Here is a 19,888-nt window from a genome sequence, read left to right as displayed (position 1 = left end):
GGACGATATGAAATCTGCTTTGTTGCTGGTCGATCTGCAAAATGATTTTTGTCGCGGCGGCGCGCTGGCGGTCACTGACGGCGATGATACGGTTGCGGTTGCTAATCAGATGATGGCGTGGTGTAAAAACCAGGGCATCCCGGTGCTGGCATCACAAGACTGGCATCCTGCCGGTCATCGCAGCTTTGCCACTAACTCGCACGCAGAGGCCTGGACATCGGGCGAACTGAACGGGTTGCCGCAAGTCTGGTGGCCGGTTCACTGTGTTCAGCAGGAACCCGGGGCTGAGTTTCATCCTGCCCTGAACCTGCCGCTGGTAGACTTCGTCGTACAGAAAGGCACAAATCCGGACATCGACAGTTACAGCGCCTTTTACGATAACGGGCACCGCGCAGCAACAGTGCTGAACGACTGGCTGAAAGCGGCGCAGGTAACGCATCTGTACGTGATGGGACTTGCCACCGATTACTGCGTAAAATTCACTGTGCTCGACGCACTGGAACTGGGTTATCAGGTGACGTTGCTGACCGATGGTTGTCGTGGCGTGAACTTACAGCCGGAAGACAGCGCACAAGCGGTTGAAGCGATGCGGGCTGCAGGGGTAAAGGTCAGTACGTCCGGGGCAGTGACGGCGTGAATTTTATCGTCCTGCTAAAGGAATAGCAGGACGATAAATAACAGCGAAATCTTTAACCCGCCCACCACTTCAATGCAGAAAACTACTCAGCGCAAAAACAACCAGTAATCCCCCACCTGCTATATTCACGACCTTTTTCAGGGTAACGGTGTTTATCTTATTCGCAGAGAAAATAAGAGCTCTGCTGACAGCGATAAGCCAGACGAACATCACCGCAATATGCACGGTCGCCAGAATCATATAATGACTGATTTCACCCTGGCTGCCGGCAAATTGCGACACCACAGTGAGATAAAACATGATGGCTTTTGGGTTGAGTACATTAGCGAGCCAGGCATCTTTTAATGTCACCGCTGACCCACTGCTATCGAACACCATTTCACGAGCATTGAGGCCACTGCGGATAAGCTGGATCCCCAGCCAGAGCAGATAGGCTGTGCCTGCGATTTTCAGAATTGTGAATAGCGTCGGGGATGCCACCAGCAAAGAGGTTATGCCAAGCCCGATAAAAATTGCATGGGTATAAATGCCGAGAGCGGTTCCGGTGAGCGTCTTAAAAAGCCCTTTCCGTCCGCCTGACAGCGCACTGTTCATGGCAAGCGTAAAACTTGCACCGGGAGACAGTGCAACGGGAAGTAGTGCGGGTATAAAACCAGCTAAATTGATGTCCATATTGGGATAAAATTGAGCGTTTATTCCTTTATTATCTGAAGGTAACATCAATTTCAAAAGGCGCTTTGTAGCGCCCTTTTTTATTCTGCTGAAGCAGTCGTTACTCAGGTTTCAGCTTTATCAGCGTTTCCTGCGCAAACTGCTGTTTCAGTTCCTGCTTACTTTTGGTGACGATCTGCCCGTCAGTGCCGATGCTCATGTGCTGAGCGTCCACGTTGTGACGTGACTGATACAACATCACGGCCTGCAGGCTGTGGTCTTTCTGTTCCGGCGTCAGCGCCACGCCATCTGGCCACTTGCCGAGTTCAACGGCCTGCACCAGGCGTGCATAGATTTCCGGTGTCATTACATCAATGAGTTGATTAATTTCCATCTGACTGAGCCCTCAGCTCCACGCTATTATTCAAACGGTTTGGAATAATAGCTGAATCGATTTTGTCGGGTAAATTACATCGTACTTTTAAGGCACTCTACCCGGCGGTTATGTCACCACTCTGACCATCAGTAAATCGCATTGAGGCCGAATTCACACAGTAACGTTCGCCTGTCGGCTTAGGACCATCCGGGAAAACGTGGCCCAGATGCGCTTCACACCCTGAGCAGTGTATCTCAATGCGTTGCATATTATGTGCTTTATCAGTGAGATATTTAATGGCATCGGGTTGTACTGGCTGATAAAAACTTGGCCAGCCGCAGCCGGAATCATATTTAGTATCGGAATAGAACAACGCAGTTCCACAGACTACGCAATGATAAATGCCTTCACGGCGGTTGTGCAGTAACTTTCCGGAGAAAGGAGGTTCTGTTCCGTGATCTTGCGTGACATAACGTTGAATTTCAGTGAGTTGCTCGGGTGCAGGGGAAGATTTGGTTATGATGCTCATGTTTATCGTTCTCTGACGAATATAAAAATCAACTAAAATAACAGTTTATAATAACAAAAAATTAACAACAGGTCTGCCCCTTTTGGCCTAAACTGTATGGCATCAGCGTTACCTGACTCGCAACTTGTGATGGCGATCACACTCCTGATGTTCCGGTACTTTATATTCAGTTTTTCGCCCCCATGTGGTTGTAAGCCGATTAAGAAAACGGAACGTGCAATAAGCGAGCAATAGTAGGTCGTCGCTTTGACTTACAGCAATAATTGACACGATTCCGCTTGACGCTCAGCAAGGTTTTTGTAATTTTACAACCAACCTTTTATTCACTAAAAAAATAGCTGGTGGAATATATGACTATCAAAGTAGGTATCAACGGTTTTGGCCGTATCGGTCGCATTGTTTTCCGTGCTGCTCAAGAACGTTCTGACATCGAGATCGTAGCAATCAACGATCTGTTAGACGCGGACTACATGGCATACATGCTGAAGTACGACTCAACTCATGGTCGTTTCAACGGTACTGTTGAAGTTAAAGACGGTCACTTGGTTGTTAACGGCAAAACCATCCGTGTTACCGCTGAGCGTGACCCAGCTAACCTGAAATGGAACGAAGTTAACGTTGACGTTGTAGCTGAAGCTACTGGTCTGTTCCTGGATGATGCGACTGCTCGTAAGCACATCACTGCAGGCGCTAAGAAAGTTGTTCTGACTGGTCCTTCTAAAGACAACACCCCAATGTTCGTTATGGGCGTTAACCATAAAGAATATGCAGGTCAGGAAATCGTTTCTAACGCATCTTGCACCACTAACTGCCTGGCACCACTGGCTAAAGTTATCAACGACAACTTCGGTATCGTTGAAGCGCTGATGACCACTGTGCACGCAACTACCGCAACTCAGAAAACTGTTGATGGCCCGTCTCACAAAGACTGGCGCGGCGGCCGCGGCGCATCCCAGAACATCATCCCTTCTTCTACCGGTGCTGCTAAAGCAGTAGGTAAAGTAATCCCAGCTCTGAACGGTAAACTGACTGGTATGGCGTTCCGCGTTCCTACCCCTAACGTTTCTGTTGTTGACCTGACTGCACGTCTGGAAAAACCAGCGTCTTACAAAGAAATCTGCGCAGTAATCAAAGCAGCTTCTGAATCAGGCGACCTGAAAGGCGTTCTGGGTTACACCGAAGACGACGTAGTATCTACCGACTTCAACGGCGAAAAACTGACTTCCGTATTCGATGCGAAAGCAGGTATCGCTCTGAACGACAACTTTGTGAAACTGGTTTCCTGGTACGACAACGAAACTGGCTACTCCAACAAAGTATTGGATCTGATCGCTCACGTTTCCAAATAATTGGCAATGTGAATGAACTGATTGAAGGGCGACGCAAGTCGCCCTTTTGCTTTCTGTCGGATGCACTTTTTTATCAGCACATGAGTGCGATCAAACAGAGGGATTGGGTTCATGTGTAGTCTTGGTTCAAAATCTTAGAAGTTTTAACCCTGACAGGACTTTAGATAATGACAGAACAACTCTTTTCTCTTCCAGTCGTAAACCAGATCACTACCTCCGTCAGCCAGCGTCTTATCGACGAACTGCCGGTGCTCGTTGTTACCCATCCGAAAGTTCGTGCTGCGATTGCCCTGCAAGGCGCGCATCTGCTGTCATGGCAGCCTGAAGGTGAAGAACCTGTTCTTTGGATGAGCAGCGCCAGTGCGTTTAAAGAAGGCGTTGCTATTCGTGGCGGTATTCCAATTTGCTGGCCGTGGTTTGGTCCGGCAGGTAAACCCTCACACGGTTTCGCCCGTAACATGGCATGGGAACTCACGGATCACCAGGAAACTGACGAAGGCGTTGTTCTGACCTTAACGCTGAAAAGCTCTCCTGAAACACTGGCTCTGTGGCCGCACGAATTTACGCTGACCGCACGCTTCACGCTCGGCGCAACCTGCCATATCGAACTGGAATCTACCGGTGATTTCGACGCAAACAGCGCCCTTCACACTTATTTCAATATCGGTGATATTGCCAGTGTGAGCGTCAAAGGTCTTGGCAACCACTTTATCGATAAAGTCGATGGCGCAAAAGCCAAACAAACCGAAGGCGACCTCACTTTCACTGGCCAGACTGACCGTATCTATACCCAGCCGCAGGCTAACAGTGAAATCGTCGATCCGGTGCTGAAACGCACGCTGGTTATCGCACACGAAAACAATTCAGACGTTGTTGCCTGGAACCCAGGTTCTGAATTGTCTGTCAGCATGGCGGATATGCCAGACGACGGCTACAAAACCATGGTCTGCGTCGAAACCGCGCAGGTTTCAGACAAACACATTTCTACGCATGCCGCACCGGCGCGCCTGGCGGTGACGTTCTCCATACGCAGATAATCGCTTTGAGATTTCAGCCTGGATGACAAAGGGGCCAAAAGGCCCCTTTTTGCTGTCTGATGCATGATGAAAGGAATGGAAGATTTCAGACCATATCCAGCGGCGTTTTATGTTTTGGTGCCGGAAAAGCGGCGTCAATTTGCGCTATTTCCTCCTGAGACAAATCGAGCGTCATCGCTGCGGCATTATCTTTTACATGCTGCGGTTGCACGGCTTTTGGGATCGCAATCACGTTCCCCGAGCGGATCACCCAGGCCAGCGCAATCTGTGAACTGCTGACGCCCCGCTCTTTCGCGATATTCTGCATCACCGGTGACGTCAGCACGTCGTGGCGTAACTTTCCTGCCTGAGCCAAAGGACAATAAGCCATCACCGGCACGCCGTGTTCTTCGCACCACGGCAGCAAATCGAATTCAATGCCACGCGCAGCCGCGTGATACAGCACCTGATTCGTCATACATTGTTCGCCACCGGGAATTTTCCACAGCGCCTGCATGTCGTCAGTATCAAGATTGGAGACGCCCCAGCGACGGATTTTGCCTGATTGTTGTAATTTCTCCATCGCGGCAACCGTGTCATGTAGCGGGATCGAACCACGCCAGTGCAACAGGTAAAGGTCTATATAATCGGTTTGTAATCTTTTGAGGCTTTGCTCACAAGCTGTTATGGCTTTCGCGCCACCGGCGTTGTGCGGATAGACTTTGGATACCAGAAACACATCATCCCGCCGCCCTGCTATCGCTTCGCCGACCACTCGTTCCGCGCCACCGTCTGCATACATTTCTGCTGTGTCGATCAGCGTCATACCGGCATCCAGCCCTTGTCTTAACGCATTCACTTCAGCGCGAATATCACTGTTTCGCTCCCCCATATACCAGGTGCCTTGTCCGATTGCGGGTACAGTTTTCCCGTCTGGGAATTGCACGGTTTTCGCTTTCATCTGTTTCCTCCGGTCGGGTCGTGAGTCTCTTTGTCGATAAAGTTGATGAGCCATAAATGTGCAAATGGGGCGAAACGCCCCATTGATGTGCAATATCAGCACCGTAACGGTGCGCTGCATCAGAAGGTGTAAGTGACACCTGTCCAGACAATCGCCGAATATGACTTATCGACCATCGGGCTGTCTTTAACTTCATCCGCTAAACGAATATAGCGACCAGTGAAGAATGCCTGCCAGTCACGGGTGAAATTATAACGAGCAGAAAGCTCAGCGTATGGGCTAAAACTATCATCAGCCGAATAGCTGCTCAGACCGCTGCGACGTGATTCACCTTTAGTCACACCATAGTAATAGTCATTCTGATTGCTGCTGTTGAACATCACACCGAACCCAGGCACCAGCGCCCAGTTATCCTGATGGATTGGATACAGATAAGCAGCGTCCGCGACCAGACCATTACTGTTGTTCAGTACATCACCATTGAAGGTCGCGCGCAGCGTACCCCAGTCTTCAATATGTGAATACGCCAGACCAGCGTATAACGTGCCGCGACGTTTGTTCAGATGTTTCATCTGATGATCATCGCTGTCATCCGGGTCAAACCCAAATGGAACGTATGTCGTCGTAACGCTGAACTTATTCCTGTCGTCTTTCCACAGGTAGTAACCCGCAGTCAGTGATTTGAAATAGAAATCATCACCCTCATAAGACACCAGCGGTACCGGATAAACTTTGTTGTCATATCCACGATACGGGTTGACGTCACCCAATGCTGATGCGCCAAGTGACCAGGTGCCAGCCACGGCTGCATGGCTGCAAAGCACTGCCGCGCCCACGATGGACAGTGTTTTAAGGTTTGAAATTTTCATTGTCTTAATTCCATTAAGTAAAAAATCGTCGCTAGTGTAAATGAACGTTAAACATTGCGCTTAGCATTTACAGTTTTTCAGAATGTCCTGAACCGGTTTCATTACGTAAAACAGAGGCGATCGCATAATTTATCTGCAAAATATGAAATAAAAATGACTAAAGAAACAACATCCGCGCTGCAAAGCACGCCCTGTAAGGCTTTCCAGAGCATTTCCGACAACTGAGTCATTGATATGGCTTAAAAAACGCCCAACCCATAGAGGAAATTTTCTTAATGCCAAACTACGCTTATAAATAGATGAAAGACTTAGCCTGAACGGTTGCCCGTCCCACCGGGTCTGACAGTAAACAAATCATTGTGACTGTCGGCTTTGAAGGGTTCTGCAAGTTGGCATAAGGGTTGCTGTCATTCAGGTGGGAGATCTTTCTTCCGGGAGCGCTGAGAAAGCTCTCATTAACCTGTGCTATATCCAACTCGTTGGAATTGCGGTCAAACAGCGGTTCCAAGGACGAAGGGTAAAATAACGAAGGACGGGCATCGTATGAACATATTTGACCACTATCGCCAGCGCTATGAGGCTGCCAAGGACGAAGAGTTCACACTGCAGGAATTTCTTACCATTGCACGGCAAGATCGCAGTGCTTATGTCAATGCGGCGGAACGTCTGTTGATGGCAATCGGTGAACCAGTGATGGTAGATACCGCGCTTGAACCACGCCTGTCGCGTTTATTCTCGAACCGTGTTGTTGCACGATACCCTGCATTTGAAGAGTTTTACGGCATGGAAGAGGCTATCGAACAGATTGTCTCCTACCTGAAACACGCCGCGCAGGGCCTGGAAGAAAAGAAACAAATCCTCTATTTACTGGGCCCGGTGGGTGGCGGTAAATCGTCACTGGCCGAACGGCTGAAATCCCTGATGCAACGTGTACCGATTTATGTGCTGAGCGCTAATGGCGAACGCAGCCCGGTAAACGATCATCCTTTGTGTTTGTTTAACCCGCAGGAAGATGCGCATATTCTCGAAAAAGAATACAACATTCCTCCGCGCTATCTCGGCACCATCATGTCGCCATGGGCGGCAAAACGCCTGCATGAATTTGGCGGTGACATCACCAAGTTTAAAGTGGTGAAAGTCTGGCCGTCTATTCTTGAACAAATTGCCATCGCCAAAACGGAACCGGGCGATGAAAACAATCAGGACATCTCTGCGCTGGTCGGGAAAGTGGATATCCGTAAACTGGAAAACCACGCCCAAAACGATCCTGACGCTTATGGTTATTCCGGTGCGCTGTGTCGTGCAAACCAGGGTGTGATGGAATTCGTCGAGATGTTCAAAGCCCCGATTAAAGTGCTGCACCCGTTACTGACTGCGACGCAGGAAGGTAACTATAACGGTACCGAAGGGATCTCCGCCCTGCCGTTCAACGGCATTATTCTGGCGCACTCCAACGAATCTGAGTGGGTGACGTTCCGTAACAATAAGAATAATGAAGCATTCCTTGACCGTGTGTACATCGTGAAAGTGCCTTACTGCCTGCGCGTGTCTGAAGAGATGAAAATCTACGACAAACTGCTCAGCAACAGTGAACTTTCCCATGCTCCGTGCGCGCCGGGAACTCTGGAAACGCTCGCGCGCTTCTCGATTTTGTCGCGGCTGAAAACACCTGAAAACTCCAGCAGCTATTCCAAAATGCGGGTTTACGACGGTGAAAGCCTGAAAGATACCGATCCGAAAGCCAAGTCCTATCAGGAATACCGCGACTATGCGGGTGTAGACGAAGGTATGAACGGGCTGTCGACGCGTTTCGCGTTTAAAATCCTGTCCCGCGTTTTCAACTTTGACCATGCTGAAGTGGCCGCCAACCCGGTTCATCTGTTCTATGTTCTGGAACAGCAAATCGAGCGCGAACAGTTCCCGCAGGACATCGCTGAAAAATACCTGGAGCACCTGAAAGGCTATCTGATCCCGAAATACGCTGAGTTCATCGGCAAAGAGATCCAGACGGCTTATCTGGAATCCTATTCAGAATACGGGCAAAACATTTTCGACCGTTATGTGACGTACGCTGATTTCTGGATACAGGATCAGGAATATCGCGACCCGGATACCGGACAACTGTTCGACCGTGAATCGCTGAATGCTGAGCTGGAGAAAATTGAAAAACCGGCCGGTATCAGCAATCCAAAAGATTTCCGCAACGAAATTGTCAACTTCGTGCTGCGTGCCCGCGCTAACAATAGCGGCCGCAATCCAAACTGGACCAGTTACGAAAAACTGCGCACGGTCATTGAGAAAAAAATGTTCTCAAATACCGAGGAATTACTGCCAGTTATCTCGTTTAACGCCAAGACGTCGACCGATGAACAGAAGAAACATGATGATTTTGTCGACAGAATGATGGAGAAAGGATATACACGCAAACAAGTTCGCTTGCTGTGTGAATGGTACCTGCGCGTAAGAAAATCCTCGTAACAGAGGATCGTTGGCAACGTCGTTTGGGGGAAATATGACGTATTTCATTGACCGTCGACTGAATGGCAAAAACAAAAGCGCGGTGAACCGCCAGCGCTTTTTGCGCCGCTATAAGTCGCAAATCAAACAGTCGATTGCCGAGGCCATCAACAAGCGTTCGGTTACCGACGTGGACAGCGGGGAGTCGGTTTCGATCCCCAATGCTGATATCAACGAACCCATGTTTCATCAGGGTCGCGGTGGCTTACGCCACCGTGTTCACCCTGGTAATGACCACTTTGTGCAGAATGACCGTATCGAACGACCGCAAGGGGGCGGTGGCGGCGGCAGTGGTCAGGGAGAAGCCAGTCAGGACGGTGAAGGCGAAGATGAGTTTTCGTTCCAGATCTCCAAAGACGAGTATCTCGATCTGCTGTTTGAGGATCTTGCACTGCCAAACCTGCGTAAAAACCAGCATAAACAGCTTAACGAATTCAAAACCCACCGCTCCGGCTATACGTCTAATGGCGTACCGGCCAATATCAGTGTGGTGCGCTCTTTGCAAAACTCGCTGGCCCGCCGCACGGCGATGACCGCGGGTAAAAAACGGGAGCTGCGTGAGCTGGAATCGACGCTGACCGAGGTCGAGCACAGCGAACCGGCACAGTTACTCGAAGAAGAACGGCTGCGTAAAGAAATCGCCGAGTTGCGGGCGAAGATCGCGAAAACACCGTTCATTGATACCTTCGATTTACGCTATCGCAACTATGAGCGTCGCCCTGAGCCGTCAAGCCAGGCGGTGATGTTCTGTCTGATGGATGTCTCCGGTTCGATGGATCAGGCGACCAAAGACATGGCCAAACGTTTCTATATCCTGCTTTATTTGTTCCTGAGCAGAACCTATAAAAACGTCGATGTGGTCTATATCCGTCACCATACACAAGCCAAAGAAGTGGATGAACAGGAGTTCTTCTACTCACAGGAAACCGGCGGGACCATCGTTTCAAGCGCACTGAAACTGATGGATGACGTCATCAGGGAACGCTACGATCCGGCGCAGTGGAACATTTATGCCGCGCAAGCTTCCGATGGCGATAACTGGGCTGACGACTCCCCTCTGTGCCACCAGCTTCTGGCACAGAAGATTTTGCCGCTGGTGCGTTATTACAGCTACATCGAAATCACCCGCCGCGCCCACCAGACGCTGTGGCGTGAATACGAAGTGTTGCAGGAGAAATTCGATAATTTTGCCATGCAGCATATCCGCGAACAGGAAGATATTTATCCGGTGTTCAGGGAGCTATTCCATAAGCAGGTTCAGGACCACTAATCTTTAGCCTTTCAAAACAGCGGATTATTTATTAATGACCCGCTGTTTTTTTATCTCTTACAAAATCTCATCAGACTTGGGGTATTTTTTGAAATACCGTCTAAACTTCAAAAGAGCAAAGCAATTACTTACCTCTACAAAAGGACGCTGTATATGAAAAAAATTACTTTAGCTACTACCCTGCTGATCTCTGCATTTTCTTTCAGTACTTTCAGTGCATTAGCTGCCGATCAGGTATCCAAAGAAGAAGTCGCCCACTTTAAACTGGTCAAAATCGGCAACATCCAGGTGGCTGAATCCGGCGGGAAAGTCGGTTCACCAAGTGAGTTGCACGATGAGCTCTCAAAGTTAGCGGATGAAAAAGGCGGTAAATATTACCATATCATTGCTGCCGGCCAGAAAGGCCCGAACTTTGAAGCAATAGCCACAGTATATAAAGACGCAGAGAAATAATATCTGCTCAGAAATAACGAAACCACGCCTGAGTGCGTGGTTTTTTTTTAGCGCAAAAACCTGCACGTCACACAGAAAATAATCCATAAAAAAAGCCAGAGGAATAATCCCTCTGGCTTTCTTGCATCATTTCCCGAAGGGGAAATTACATGCCGTACACCAGGTTTACAGACGTCACGGTATCGGTTTTATCCGGCGCGCTGGCTGGTGGTTTGGTGTTATAGGTTACGTCATACGCCACTTTCAGGGAGAAGTGGGAGTTGATCGCAACGGTCAGCGCAGTTTCAGAGTTCAGCGTGGTTTCATCGTTCGCTAAAACTGAAACGCCCTGCGTGAAGCGAGCAGTGTCGCTGATCTGGTAACCGTAAGTGCCGGAAGCATAAGCCAGGGCACGGGTGGTATTACCGCCCTGCTGGAATTCATCATGACGAACACCCGGACCCGCTTCCAGGTTCAGCGTGTGAACCGGACCGCTCCAGATCTGACGACCATAACCCAATGTACCGACAGTACGTGAACGGTAACCGTTGTAACGGTCGCTCAGCCAGCTACCCTGACCGAAAACATAGTTCGCGTTATCAAGATTATAACGGGTACGACCACCGGCCTGGTACTTCTCGGATGAACGCACACCGGAAGAAGAAGTATTACGTGCAGAACCCCACAGGCTGTAAGCCGTGTTGGTATCAAACCAGGTCATGGTGGTATCAGCATTCAACGTGGAGTTGCTGGTGTTACCAGTTTGCGCACTGTAACCCGCCTGAACGTTGCCCTCGAAAGGCTTTTTCGCCTGAGCAGGGTCATCTAACGCAGTGAAGATGGTGGTGTCTGCAAGGCTTGAGATACTGAACAGCGCTGCACCACAGACGATGGCACAAGCTGGTAGACGACGTACAACCCGAAAAAACATTTTGTTTCCCCAATAAGACTTAAGGCAAATAACGACATTAAAACCACACGATGTATGCCATTAATTAGGATCCGTTAATCAAGCCTGGCAACTCCATTTCGATGGCACATACATACAAATATTTCTACCGCAACAAATATAACGCACTCAGCCCAGGATATCTTAATAAAGCGGCTTTTTTAGATAGTTCCGAATGACATATATTTCCTGCAATAGAAATATACGGAATCATTACATTTCCCTTCATTGATTTCTTATTTTCAACATCAGTCAGTAATTACTCATCGCGTGCCACACTTTACTTCTTTCCTGCCGCTTTGGTTCGAAATGTTGCAAGCCGGCAGCGTACAGATTTCCGCCGAACTCTTCGCTGAATCTTGTCCTTTTGAGCGATGCGGGGTAGTTTTATCCTGATAACGTCTTATTTTTGCCTCGGGTTCCTCGAAGGCAGCCTTCAGTAGGAGTGGTCATGGCTTTACAAAAAGAGATTATTCAGGCTCTGCACGTTAAACCGCATATCGATGCCGCACAGGAAGTTCGTGTCAGCGTCGATTTTCTCAAAAGTTATCTGCTGGCCCATCCGTTCATCAGGACACTGGTGTTGGGTATCAGCGGCGGGCAGGATTCTACTCTCACCGGCAAACTTTGCCAAATGGCAATTAGCGAATTACGCGCAGAAACTCACGAAGCCGATTATCAGTTCATCGCTGTCCGTTTGCCGTATGGCGTGCAGGCTGATGAATCCGACTGTCAGGATGCCATCGCGTTCATCCAGCCTGATCAGGTTCTGACCGTCAATATTAAGAATGCCGTACTGGCAAGCGAAGCGACATTGCGCGAAATTGGTATTGAGCTGAGTGATTTCATTAAAGGTAATGAAAAAGCCCGCGAACGCATGAAAGCGCAGTACAGCATTGCCGGAATGAAAAAAGGTGTGGTGGTCGGAACTGACCATGCGGCAGAAGCCGTGACCGGATTCTTCACCAAATACGGCGATGGCGGTACTGACATTAACCCGATTTTCCGTCTGAACAAACGTCAGGGTAAAGCGTTGCTTAAAGAGCTCGGTTGCCCGGAACATTTGTATACCAAAGCCCCGACGGCGGATCTGGAAGAGAACCGCCCTGCTTTGCCGGATGAAGTTGCTCTTGGCGTGACCTACGAGCTGATCGACGATTATCTCGAAGGCAAAAAAGTCGACGATAAATATGCCACGATTATCGAAGGCTGGTATCTGCGTACAGAACACAAACGCCAGCCACCGGTCACGGTGTTTGATGATTTCTGGAAGAAAAAATAATCTTTCCGGTATCTCTGCGTTAACGGACACTGACAGGTGTCCGTTTTTTTTCACAAGTCCTTCCCGCACGATTATCACAAGCTACTTTCCATTCTTTAACTAAATCATTACCCTTAGCCTCCCTTCGGATGACTGACAGTGATGTTTTCAATGCAAAAATTCCTTTTCCTGCTGCTGAGCCTGGTACTGCTTGGCCCTCTGGGTATCGACCTTTACCTTCCGGCGATCCCGGCGATTGCTCTGGGTCTGAACAGCACCGAGGCGGTCATTCAGTCCTCAATTTCACTTTTCATTCTGGTGATGGGCCTCGGCCAGCTGGTTGCCGGGCCGCTGGTTGATAAATTCGGACGCCGTCCCATCGCCATCATCGGCGTGGTGATTTATCTGGCAGGCGCGATCGTCGCCGCTACAGCCATCGCACCGTGGATGTTTCTGCTCTCGCGCGTCATTCAGGGGCTGGCAGTCTGTTGTACATCGGTGGTGATTTTCAGCGGGGTTCGTGACCGGATGAGCGGCAACGATGCCGCCCGCGCGTACGGTTTTCTCAACGGCACGCTCAACATTATCCCAGCTCTGGCGCCGCTGATTGGCGGACTGATTGCCCAATATTATGGCTGGCGTGCGCCGTTCTGGGCGCTGGCGGGTTATACGCTGGCAGTTTTGCTGCTGGTCATTTTCAAATTGCCGGAAACCCGTCCCGAAGGAACGCAAAACAATACCGGACTGCCGTTCCGTCAGTACGCACGTATCTTGTTTGATGCCCGCTTTATCACTTTCGCACTGGTTAATGCCGGCGCAATGGGTATGGCACTGACGTACGTTTCGCTGGCACCGACGGTGCTGATGAATATTGCCGGACTCACCCCACTGGAATTTTCCCTGGTGTTCGGCGCAAACGGATTCTGGATCATGGGGATGAGTTTTATCGCTAACCGCATTATCCGCAAGGTAGGACGTCCGGTATGCCTGAAAACGGGCGGGATTCTGATGTTTATCGGCTGCCTCGGGCTGATTGCCGGGATAACGCTGGTTCCGCCTGCTGAACAGACCGCAACCTGGTTGTATATGTTGCCAGTGGCCAGCGCCTGCGCCGGTCTGGCGTTCCTGATGGGGCCGGCAACCAGCTATGCGCTGGAACCGTTCTCTGCCGAAGCAGGTGTCGCTTCCGCATTGGTCGGTTCGGTGCAGATGGCCGGTGGCGCGTTGCTGGGCTTTATTGCGATGGCGTTGCCGTTGCAGCCAAAGCTGAGTCTGGCGCTGGTGATGCTGGCGGGAGGGTGTCTGGCGATGCTGGCACGTCGCGCCAGTAAGAAATCGACGGGCCGTCTGACCCGTCTGGAACAATAACCGCTCTCTTTAATCGATTGTCGTCACCGGTACGCGGGGTGCCAGCGCACTCAGCAGCTCATAGCCCAGCGTACCGCATGCCGTCGCCACATCATCTACCGGCAAATGATTACCCCATAACTCGACCGGTGAACCGATTTTCGCCTGCGGACACGGCGTAAGATCAACAGCCAGCATATCCATGGATACCGTCCCCACCGTGGTTGTGCACACGCCATCCACCCACACAGGTGTTCCGGACGGCGCATGGCGCGGATAACCATCAGCATAGCCACAGGCGACCACCCCTACGCGCTGCGAGCCGCTCACGTGATAACGGCCGCCATAGCCAACGCGGTCACCCGCTTTAAGCTCCTGCACGGCAATCAGCTCGCTTTTTAACGTCATCACCGGTTGCAGACCAGTATCAGCGATATCTTTCCACTCACCGCTTGGCGATGCACCATAAATAATAATGCCAGGGCGCACCCAGTCATAATGGGTTTGAGGATGCCACAAGGTCGCCGCCGAGTTCGCCAGGCACCGTGGCCCGCGGATATTTTGTCCGGCCAGATTAATCGCCGCCATCTGGGCATCGACCCCTTCCACACTGTCGGCGGTAGCAAAATGGCTCATCAGGGTGAGTTCGCCAACTTGTTTCAGTTCACTCAGCTGTTGCCACACAGCGCCCGCCCGCTCGGGGGGAAACCCCAGACGGTTCATGCCGCTGTTCACTTTCAGGTAGATCTCAACCGGCTGACTCAATTGCGCTTCAGCCAGTGCTTTAATTTGCCAGTCACTGTGAACGGCAGTCGTCAGACGATATTTATCAACGATCATTAAATCCTGAGGAGTGAAAAATCCCTCAAGCAGCAGAATCGGCCCCTGCCAGCCCGCTTCACGCAGCAAAATAGCTTCGTTGAAATCAAGTAATGCAAAGCCATCGGTGGAGGACAAACTGCGCCAGATGCGCGAAATCCCGTGCCCGTAGCCATTGGCTTTGACAACAGTCCAGACCTTGCTGTCAGGGGCAAAGGCACGAATGATGTTCAGATTTTGGGTTAATGCGGAAAGAGATAATGTGGCAGAAATCGGGCGAGGCATACCGGCTCCGGTAATAAGCAAAGTAATTCCCATGCAGCGTCAGGCACTGCATGGGAAATAATGTCAGCGGACTCAGCCTACCGGATGCATTTTATGCGGCCCCGCTGGACGCGCGATAAAATCCGGGCTGTAACGCTCAACCGATAAATCATCAGACGGAATGGCCGGCGTCACGCCCGACATAATATCTGACAGCAATTGCCCTGAGCCACAGGCCATTGTCCAGCCTAACGTTCCGTGACCGGTATTCAGATACAGATTTTTAATGCGCGTGCGTCCGACAATCGGCGTACCGTCCGGCGTCATCGGGCGAAGACCGGTCCAGAACGTCGCCTGCCCGACATTTCCTCCATTCGGATAGAGATCTCTTACAACCATTTCCAGCGTTTCACGTCGCGCCTGTGCCAGTTTCAGATTGAAGCCGACAATTTCCGCCATGCCACCGACACGAATACGGTTATCAAAACGGGTGATAGCAATTTTGTAGGTTTCATCGAGTACAGTTGAAACCGGCGCGGAAGCAGGATCGGTAATCGGGATGGTCAGGGAATATCCCTTCAGCGGATAGACCGGGATAGACACAAGGTCGCGCAACAACGCAGTGGAATAGGATCCAAATGCCACCACATAAGCATCGGCTTTCACCACCTCATCGCCGCACTGCACGCCGGTGATTTCGCCGTTTTCTACATGCAGCTTATCCACCGTGCGGTTAAATTCGAAGACAACGCCCGCCTGACGCGCCATGTCCGCCAGCTTGCGGGTAAACATCTGGCAGTCGCCGGTTTCATCATTCGGCAAACGCAGACCGCCGGTCAGCTTGTGCGCGACCTGCGCCAGCGCAGGTTCTGCGGTGGCCAGCTGACTGGACTCCAGCAGCTGATACGGCACACCCGCATCGTCAAGAACAGCAATATCTTTGGATGCACTTTCAAACTGCTGCGCGGTACGGAAAAGTTGTAACGTTCCGCCCTGACGACCTTCATACTGAATGCCGGTATCGTCACGCAATGCCTTCATGCAGTCACGACTGTATTCCGCCAGACGCACCATACGACTTTTGTTGGTCTGATAATGGTTCATGTCGCAGTTGCGCAGCATCTGCCACATCCATTTGAGCTGGAACTGCGTGCCGTCCAGACGGATTGCCAGCGGTGCATGTTTCTGGAACATCCATTTTACCGCTTTCACCGGAACGCCCGGAGCCGCCCACGGTGCGGCATAACCCGGAGAGATCTGGCCTGCATTACCCGCGCTGGTTTCCTCCGCCGGACCGGACTGACGATCAATGACCGTGACCTGATGACCCGCCTTTGCCAGATACCATGCACTGGCGACACCGACCACACCACTGCCTAAAATGACCACACGCATATCGACTCCACTCCACACCCAAACAAAGCATAATATTCTGATGACAGGAAATTAACCTGACTGAGAAAAATCACCAACACAGTCACTCATAACCGTGAGGTCTTTCACAATTATTTATCGTTCATGACGGCATTTATTTCAATAGGGTGAAATAAATAACGATATCTCGCAACATTTCATCCATCGGGAAAGAAAATTATGGTCTTATGATAGCAATGACTGCACTGATGTCACGAATCAGGGGGCGCATCAAAGCTGGTTTATGAAAAGGTTTTTATTCTTCAATAAAGCCATAAAACCAGAATAAAAAACCACAAACACTCACGGTAGTGATATTACCTCACGGATTGAGAATTTTTGCGATTCAGGACAGGTGGGTTTTTATAAAGGGGTGAAAAACGAGGCATGGGACTGATAACACGAATACCACTCTCATCAGCGGCATTTTATGACACAAACCTGGCGGATAAGGGAAATTGACAGCCATCAGCCATGAGGATATAGAGTTAATCAGGAAGGGATCCATGGTGTTTATCTAACAGCACACTCAGATTGAGCTACGATTATCAATGGACGTGCGAAATCTTAAGAAAAGGTTGTGAATCAAACACTCTGTAGCGTCCATAACTGAATGAGGGTGCGGCTTATGACAACAGTGACCCAGAAGCAAAAAACTGAGGACAAACGTCTCAGCGACGGACCGGACTGGACGTTTGAGTTATTGCAGACCTATCTTGCGGAGATCGACCGGGTGGCCAAGTCTTACCGGCTTGAAACCTATCCCCATCAGATCGAAATCATCACCTCCGAACAAATGATGGATGCCTACTCCAGCATCGGCATGCCGATTAATTACACTCACTGGTCGTTCGGTAAGAAATTTATTGAAACCGAGCAACTGTATAAACACGGACAACAGGGTCTGGCGTATGAAATCGTCATCAACTCTAATCCCTGTATCGCCTATCTGATGGAAGAAAACACCATCACGATGCAGGCGCTGGTCATGGCTCATGCCTGTTACGGCCACAACTCTTTCTTTAAAAATAACTACCTGTTTAAAAGCTGGACTGACGCCAGTTCAATCGTCGATTACCTGCTGTTCGCCAAACGTTATATCAGCGAATGTGAAGAACGCTACGGGGTCGATGAGGTTGAACGGTTGCTCGATTCCTGTCATGCGTTGATGAATTACGGCGTCGATCGCTATAAACGTCCGCAAAAAATCTCCTTGCAGGAGGAACTGGCGCGGCAGAAAAGCCGTGAGGAATATCTGCAAAGCCAGGTGAACACGCTGTGGAAAACGTTGCCGCGCAAGGACAGCGTTGATGCACCTGAACAGGCGCGACGCTTCCCTTCAGAGCCGCAGGAAAACCTGCTGTATTTCATGGAAAAAAATGCGCCTCTGCTGGAATCCTGGCAGCGGGAGATTTTGCGTATCGTGCGTAAAATCAGCCAGTACTTTTATCCGCAGAAACAGACTCAGGTGATGAATGAAGGCTGGGCGACGTTCTGGCATTACACCATTCTTAATCATCTTTATGATGAAGGAAAAGTCACCGACCGTTTCATTCTGGAGTTTCTGCACAGCCATACCAATGTGGTGTATCAGCCGCCTTATAACAGCCCGTATTACAGCGGCATCAACCCGTATGCGCTGGGCTTTGCGATGATGCAAGATATCAAACGTATCTGTCAGGAACCAACGGAGGAAGATCGTTACTGGTTCCCGGATATCGCGGGTTCAGACTGGCTTGAAACGCTGCATTTTGCGATGCGGGATTTCAAAGATGAAAGCTTTATCAGCCAGTTCCTGTCGCCGAAAGTGATGCGTGATTTCCGGTTATTTACCGTGCTGGATGACGACCATAATAACTATCTGGAAATCGCGGCGATTCATAATGAGGAAGGTTATCGCGCCATTCGTCAGGAGTTATCGGCGCAGTATAACCTGAGTAATCACGAGCCCAACATTCAGGTCTGGAATGTCGATTTGCGCGGTGACCGCTCGCTCACGCTGCGTTATATCCCGCAAGATCGCGCACCGCTCGATAAGAGCCGCCGTGAAGTGATGAAACATGTTCATCGTCTGTGGGGCTTCGATGTCTTTATCGAGCAACTCAACGAAGACGGCAGCGTTGAATTACTCGAACGCTGCCCGCCGCGTCCGACGCCGCTATAAACCTCCCATATTCAGACATAAAAAAGGGCGCTAAGCGCCCTGTATTTATTGTTGCTTCCCGAAATCAATCGAATTGTATCAAGGCGGCAACGAAGAGACAGTTAGAAAGATGAAGGGAATTAGCGTTTTTTTTGTTCGGTCAGATCACCCGGCATCGCGCTCTGCATGCTGTGCCAGATTTCACCACTCTGACGGCCATAATTACGCACGCAATCGACAATCTGCTCATAGCTTTTCTCGTGGCAGATATCAGACAGCTTTTTATAGAAAGTGATCGCCAGTTTACGCGCTTCAGGATTGGAGAAGTAATAACGTCCGACGCGGGTATAAAGACCTCGCAGTCCGTTGATAATCAGACCGTAAATCGGGTTGCCGGAGGCAAATGCCAGACCACGGAAAATGCCGTAATCGAGCGCCGTAAAGGCTTCGGCATGATCTTCAACTTCCGCCGCTTTAGCCAGTACCTGCTGGGTTTCTTCAGGATTGGTTCGCATCGCTTTACGGATAAAGATTGTTGCGATGTTAGTACGCACGGACAGCAAATTATCAATGAGCTGTGGAACACTGTCATGATCGAGACGCGCCAGCGTTTCCAGAATATTCAGACCCGACGTTTCCCAGAAATTGTTCACTTTGGTCGGTTTTCCATGCTGAATTGTCAACCAGCCATCCCGGGCAAGCCGCTGTAACACCTCACGCAATGTGGTTCGGGTCACGCCAATGAGTTCGGAAAGTTCTCTCTCTGCAGGCAAAATTGAGCCCGGAGGGAAGCGGCTGTTCCAGATACTTTCGATGATATACTCTTCGGCAAAACCGGCAGGACTTTGTGCCTTAATAACCATGTGTTTGTCGTTCCGTGTGGGGCTTTTATCAGGGATATAGTTCAGCTCATCATACCAGATGAAAAACGCCTGTTATAGCCGTCAGTCAGAACAAATGTTGAAACTGTGCAGGGGTTTGCAGAATTTCACATTTCTTAATGGCTTATGGGATAGTCCGTTCCGGTGAAAAATTTCTGTCAGACAATTACACTGACCTATGCTTTTGATACCACTATAAATTAC

At 50.1% G+C, this 19,888-nt stretch carries 18 protein-coding genes; 9 read left to right on the top strand and 9 right to left on the bottom strand.

Annotation, left to right across the window (positions count from 1 at the left end; genetic code table 11):
* Positions 1-7: 7 nt before the first annotated feature.
* The gene (gene pncA, locus ACM615_RS17640; protein ID WP_129638164.1) at positions 8-637 is read left to right on the top strand and encodes a bifunctional nicotinamidase/pyrazinamidase; all 630 of its coding nucleotides are present in this window, start codon (positions 8-10) and stop codon (positions 635-637) included.
* A gap of 69 nt (positions 638-706) precedes the next feature.
* Here pncA and ACM615_RS17635 read toward each other — a convergent pair whose 3' ends face one another.
* The 3 genes from ACM615_RS17635 to msrB all read right to left on the bottom strand — a co-directional run bounded on the left by ACM615_RS17635 (position 707) and on the right by msrB (position 2,193).
* A complete protein-coding gene (locus ACM615_RS17635) occupies positions 707-1,309 on the bottom strand; it encodes a LysE family translocator (protein ID WP_129639404.1) in 603 nt (200 codons plus the stop codon).
* Positions 1,310-1,409: 100 nt separating this feature from the next.
* Positions 1,410-1,682 carry a YeaC family protein gene (locus tag ACM615_RS17630; RefSeq protein ID WP_112288468.1) on the bottom strand — a complete coding sequence of 91 codons (273 nt, stop codon included), beginning with the start codon at positions 1,680-1,682 and terminating at the stop codon, positions 1,410-1,412.
* 97 nt (positions 1,683-1,779) lie between these two features.
* A complete protein-coding gene (gene msrB, locus ACM615_RS17625; RefSeq protein WP_431012245.1) occupies positions 1,780-2,193 on the bottom strand; it encodes a peptide-methionine (R)-S-oxide reductase MsrB in 414 nt (137 codons plus the stop codon).
* Between the two features lie 350 nt (positions 2,194-2,543).
* Between msrB and gapA the strand changes: the two genes are divergently transcribed.
* Positions 2,544-3,542, top strand: coding sequence for a glyceraldehyde-3-phosphate dehydrogenase (gapA, locus tag ACM615_RS17620; protein ID WP_165353128.1), 999 nt, complete (start codon positions 2,544-2,546; stop codon positions 3,540-3,542).
* 167 nt (positions 3,543-3,709) lie between these two features.
* Positions 3,710-4,579 carry a D-hexose-6-phosphate mutarotase gene (locus ACM615_RS17615; protein WP_431012244.1) on the top strand — a complete coding sequence of 290 codons (870 nt, stop codon included), beginning with the start codon at positions 3,710-3,712 and terminating at the stop codon, positions 4,577-4,579.
* A gap of 85 nt (positions 4,580-4,664) precedes the next feature.
* Here ACM615_RS17615 and ACM615_RS17610 read toward each other — a convergent pair whose 3' ends face one another.
* Both ACM615_RS17610 and ACM615_RS17605 read right to left on the bottom strand, forming a co-directional pair.
* Positions 4,665-5,519, bottom strand: coding sequence for an aldo/keto reductase (locus ACM615_RS17610; protein ID WP_431012243.1), 855 nt, complete (start codon positions 5,517-5,519; stop codon positions 4,665-4,667).
* Between the two features lie 119 nt (positions 5,520-5,638).
* Positions 5,639-6,388 carry a MipA/OmpV family protein gene (locus ACM615_RS17605; protein WP_112288463.1) on the bottom strand — a complete coding sequence of 250 codons (750 nt, stop codon included), beginning with the start codon at positions 6,386-6,388 and terminating at the stop codon, positions 5,639-5,641.
* 543 nt (positions 6,389-6,931) lie between these two features.
* Between ACM615_RS17605 and yeaG the strand changes: the two genes are divergently transcribed.
* The 3 genes from yeaG to ACM615_RS17590 all read left to right on the top strand — a co-directional run bounded on the left by yeaG (position 6,932) and on the right by ACM615_RS17590 (position 10,628).
* A complete protein-coding gene (gene yeaG, locus ACM615_RS17600; RefSeq protein ID WP_015697208.1) occupies positions 6,932-8,866 on the top strand; it encodes a protein kinase YeaG in 1,935 nt (644 codons plus the stop codon).
* A gap of 34 nt (positions 8,867-8,900) precedes the next feature.
* Complete coding sequence (locus tag ACM615_RS17595; RefSeq protein WP_112288462.1) at positions 8,901-10,175, top strand: YeaH/YhbH family protein; 1,275 nt, start codon at positions 8,901-8,903, stop codon at positions 10,173-10,175.
* 153 nt (positions 10,176-10,328) lie between these two features.
* Positions 10,329-10,628 (top strand): DUF1471 domain-containing protein, encoded by a 300-nt coding sequence (locus ACM615_RS17590; RefSeq protein ID WP_112288461.1) that lies wholly within the window; start codon positions 10,329-10,331, stop codon positions 10,626-10,628.
* A 145-nt stretch (positions 10,629-10,773) separates the two neighbouring features.
* Here the strand turns inward: ACM615_RS17590 and ACM615_RS17585 are convergent, their stop codons facing one another.
* On the bottom strand, positions 10,774-11,538 hold the full coding sequence (locus tag ACM615_RS17585; protein WP_112288460.1) for a DUF481 domain-containing protein: 765 nt from the start codon (positions 11,536-11,538) through the stop codon (positions 10,774-10,776).
* A gap of 469 nt (positions 11,539-12,007) precedes the next feature.
* Between ACM615_RS17585 and nadE the strand changes: the two genes are divergently transcribed.
* Positions 12,008-12,838, top strand: coding sequence for an ammonia-dependent NAD(+) synthetase (gene nadE / locus ACM615_RS17580; RefSeq protein WP_129638160.1), 831 nt, complete (start codon positions 12,008-12,010; stop codon positions 12,836-12,838).
* Positions 12,839-12,988: 150 nt separating this feature from the next.
* Complete coding sequence (locus tag ACM615_RS17575; protein ID WP_431012242.1) at positions 12,989-14,185, top strand: multidrug effflux MFS transporter; 1,197 nt, start codon at positions 12,989-12,991, stop codon at positions 14,183-14,185.
* 9 nt (positions 14,186-14,194) lie between these two features.
* On the opposite strand, the gene dadX is transcribed toward ACM615_RS17575, so the two are convergent.
* Together dadX and ACM615_RS17565 are read right to left on the bottom strand one after the other, a co-directional pair.
* Positions 14,195-15,268 carry a catabolic alanine racemase DadX gene (gene dadX, locus ACM615_RS17570; protein ID WP_129638158.1) on the bottom strand — a complete coding sequence of 358 codons (1,074 nt, stop codon included), beginning with the start codon at positions 15,266-15,268 and terminating at the stop codon, positions 14,195-14,197.
* A 72-nt stretch (positions 15,269-15,340) separates the two neighbouring features.
* Complete coding sequence (locus tag ACM615_RS17565; protein ID WP_112288457.1) at positions 15,341-16,642, bottom strand: D-amino acid dehydrogenase; 1,302 nt, start codon at positions 16,640-16,642, stop codon at positions 15,341-15,343.
* Positions 16,643-17,288: 646 nt separating this feature from the next.
* Here ACM615_RS17565 and ACM615_RS17560 point away from each other — a divergent pair.
* A complete protein-coding gene (locus ACM615_RS17560; RefSeq protein ID WP_112288456.1) occupies positions 17,289-18,824 on the top strand; it encodes a SpoVR family protein in 1,536 nt (511 codons plus the stop codon).
* A 119-nt stretch (positions 18,825-18,943) separates the two neighbouring features.
* Here ACM615_RS17560 and fadR read toward each other — a convergent pair whose 3' ends face one another.
* The gene (fadR, locus tag ACM615_RS17555) at positions 18,944-19,666 is read right to left on the bottom strand and encodes a fatty acid metabolism transcriptional regulator FadR (RefSeq protein ID WP_112288455.1); all 723 of its coding nucleotides are present in this window, start codon (positions 19,664-19,666) and stop codon (positions 18,944-18,946) included.
* Positions 19,667-19,888 lie beyond the last annotated feature (222 nt).

This window comes from Rahnella sp. PAMC25617 (assembly GCF_050606005.1).
In the GTDB taxonomy this organism is placed as follows: domain Bacteria; phylum Pseudomonadota; class Gammaproteobacteria; order Enterobacterales; family Enterobacteriaceae; genus Rahnella; species Rahnella variigena.
Note: the sequence above shows the minus strand (reverse complement) of the source record. Positions and strands in the feature narration are given on the sequence as shown.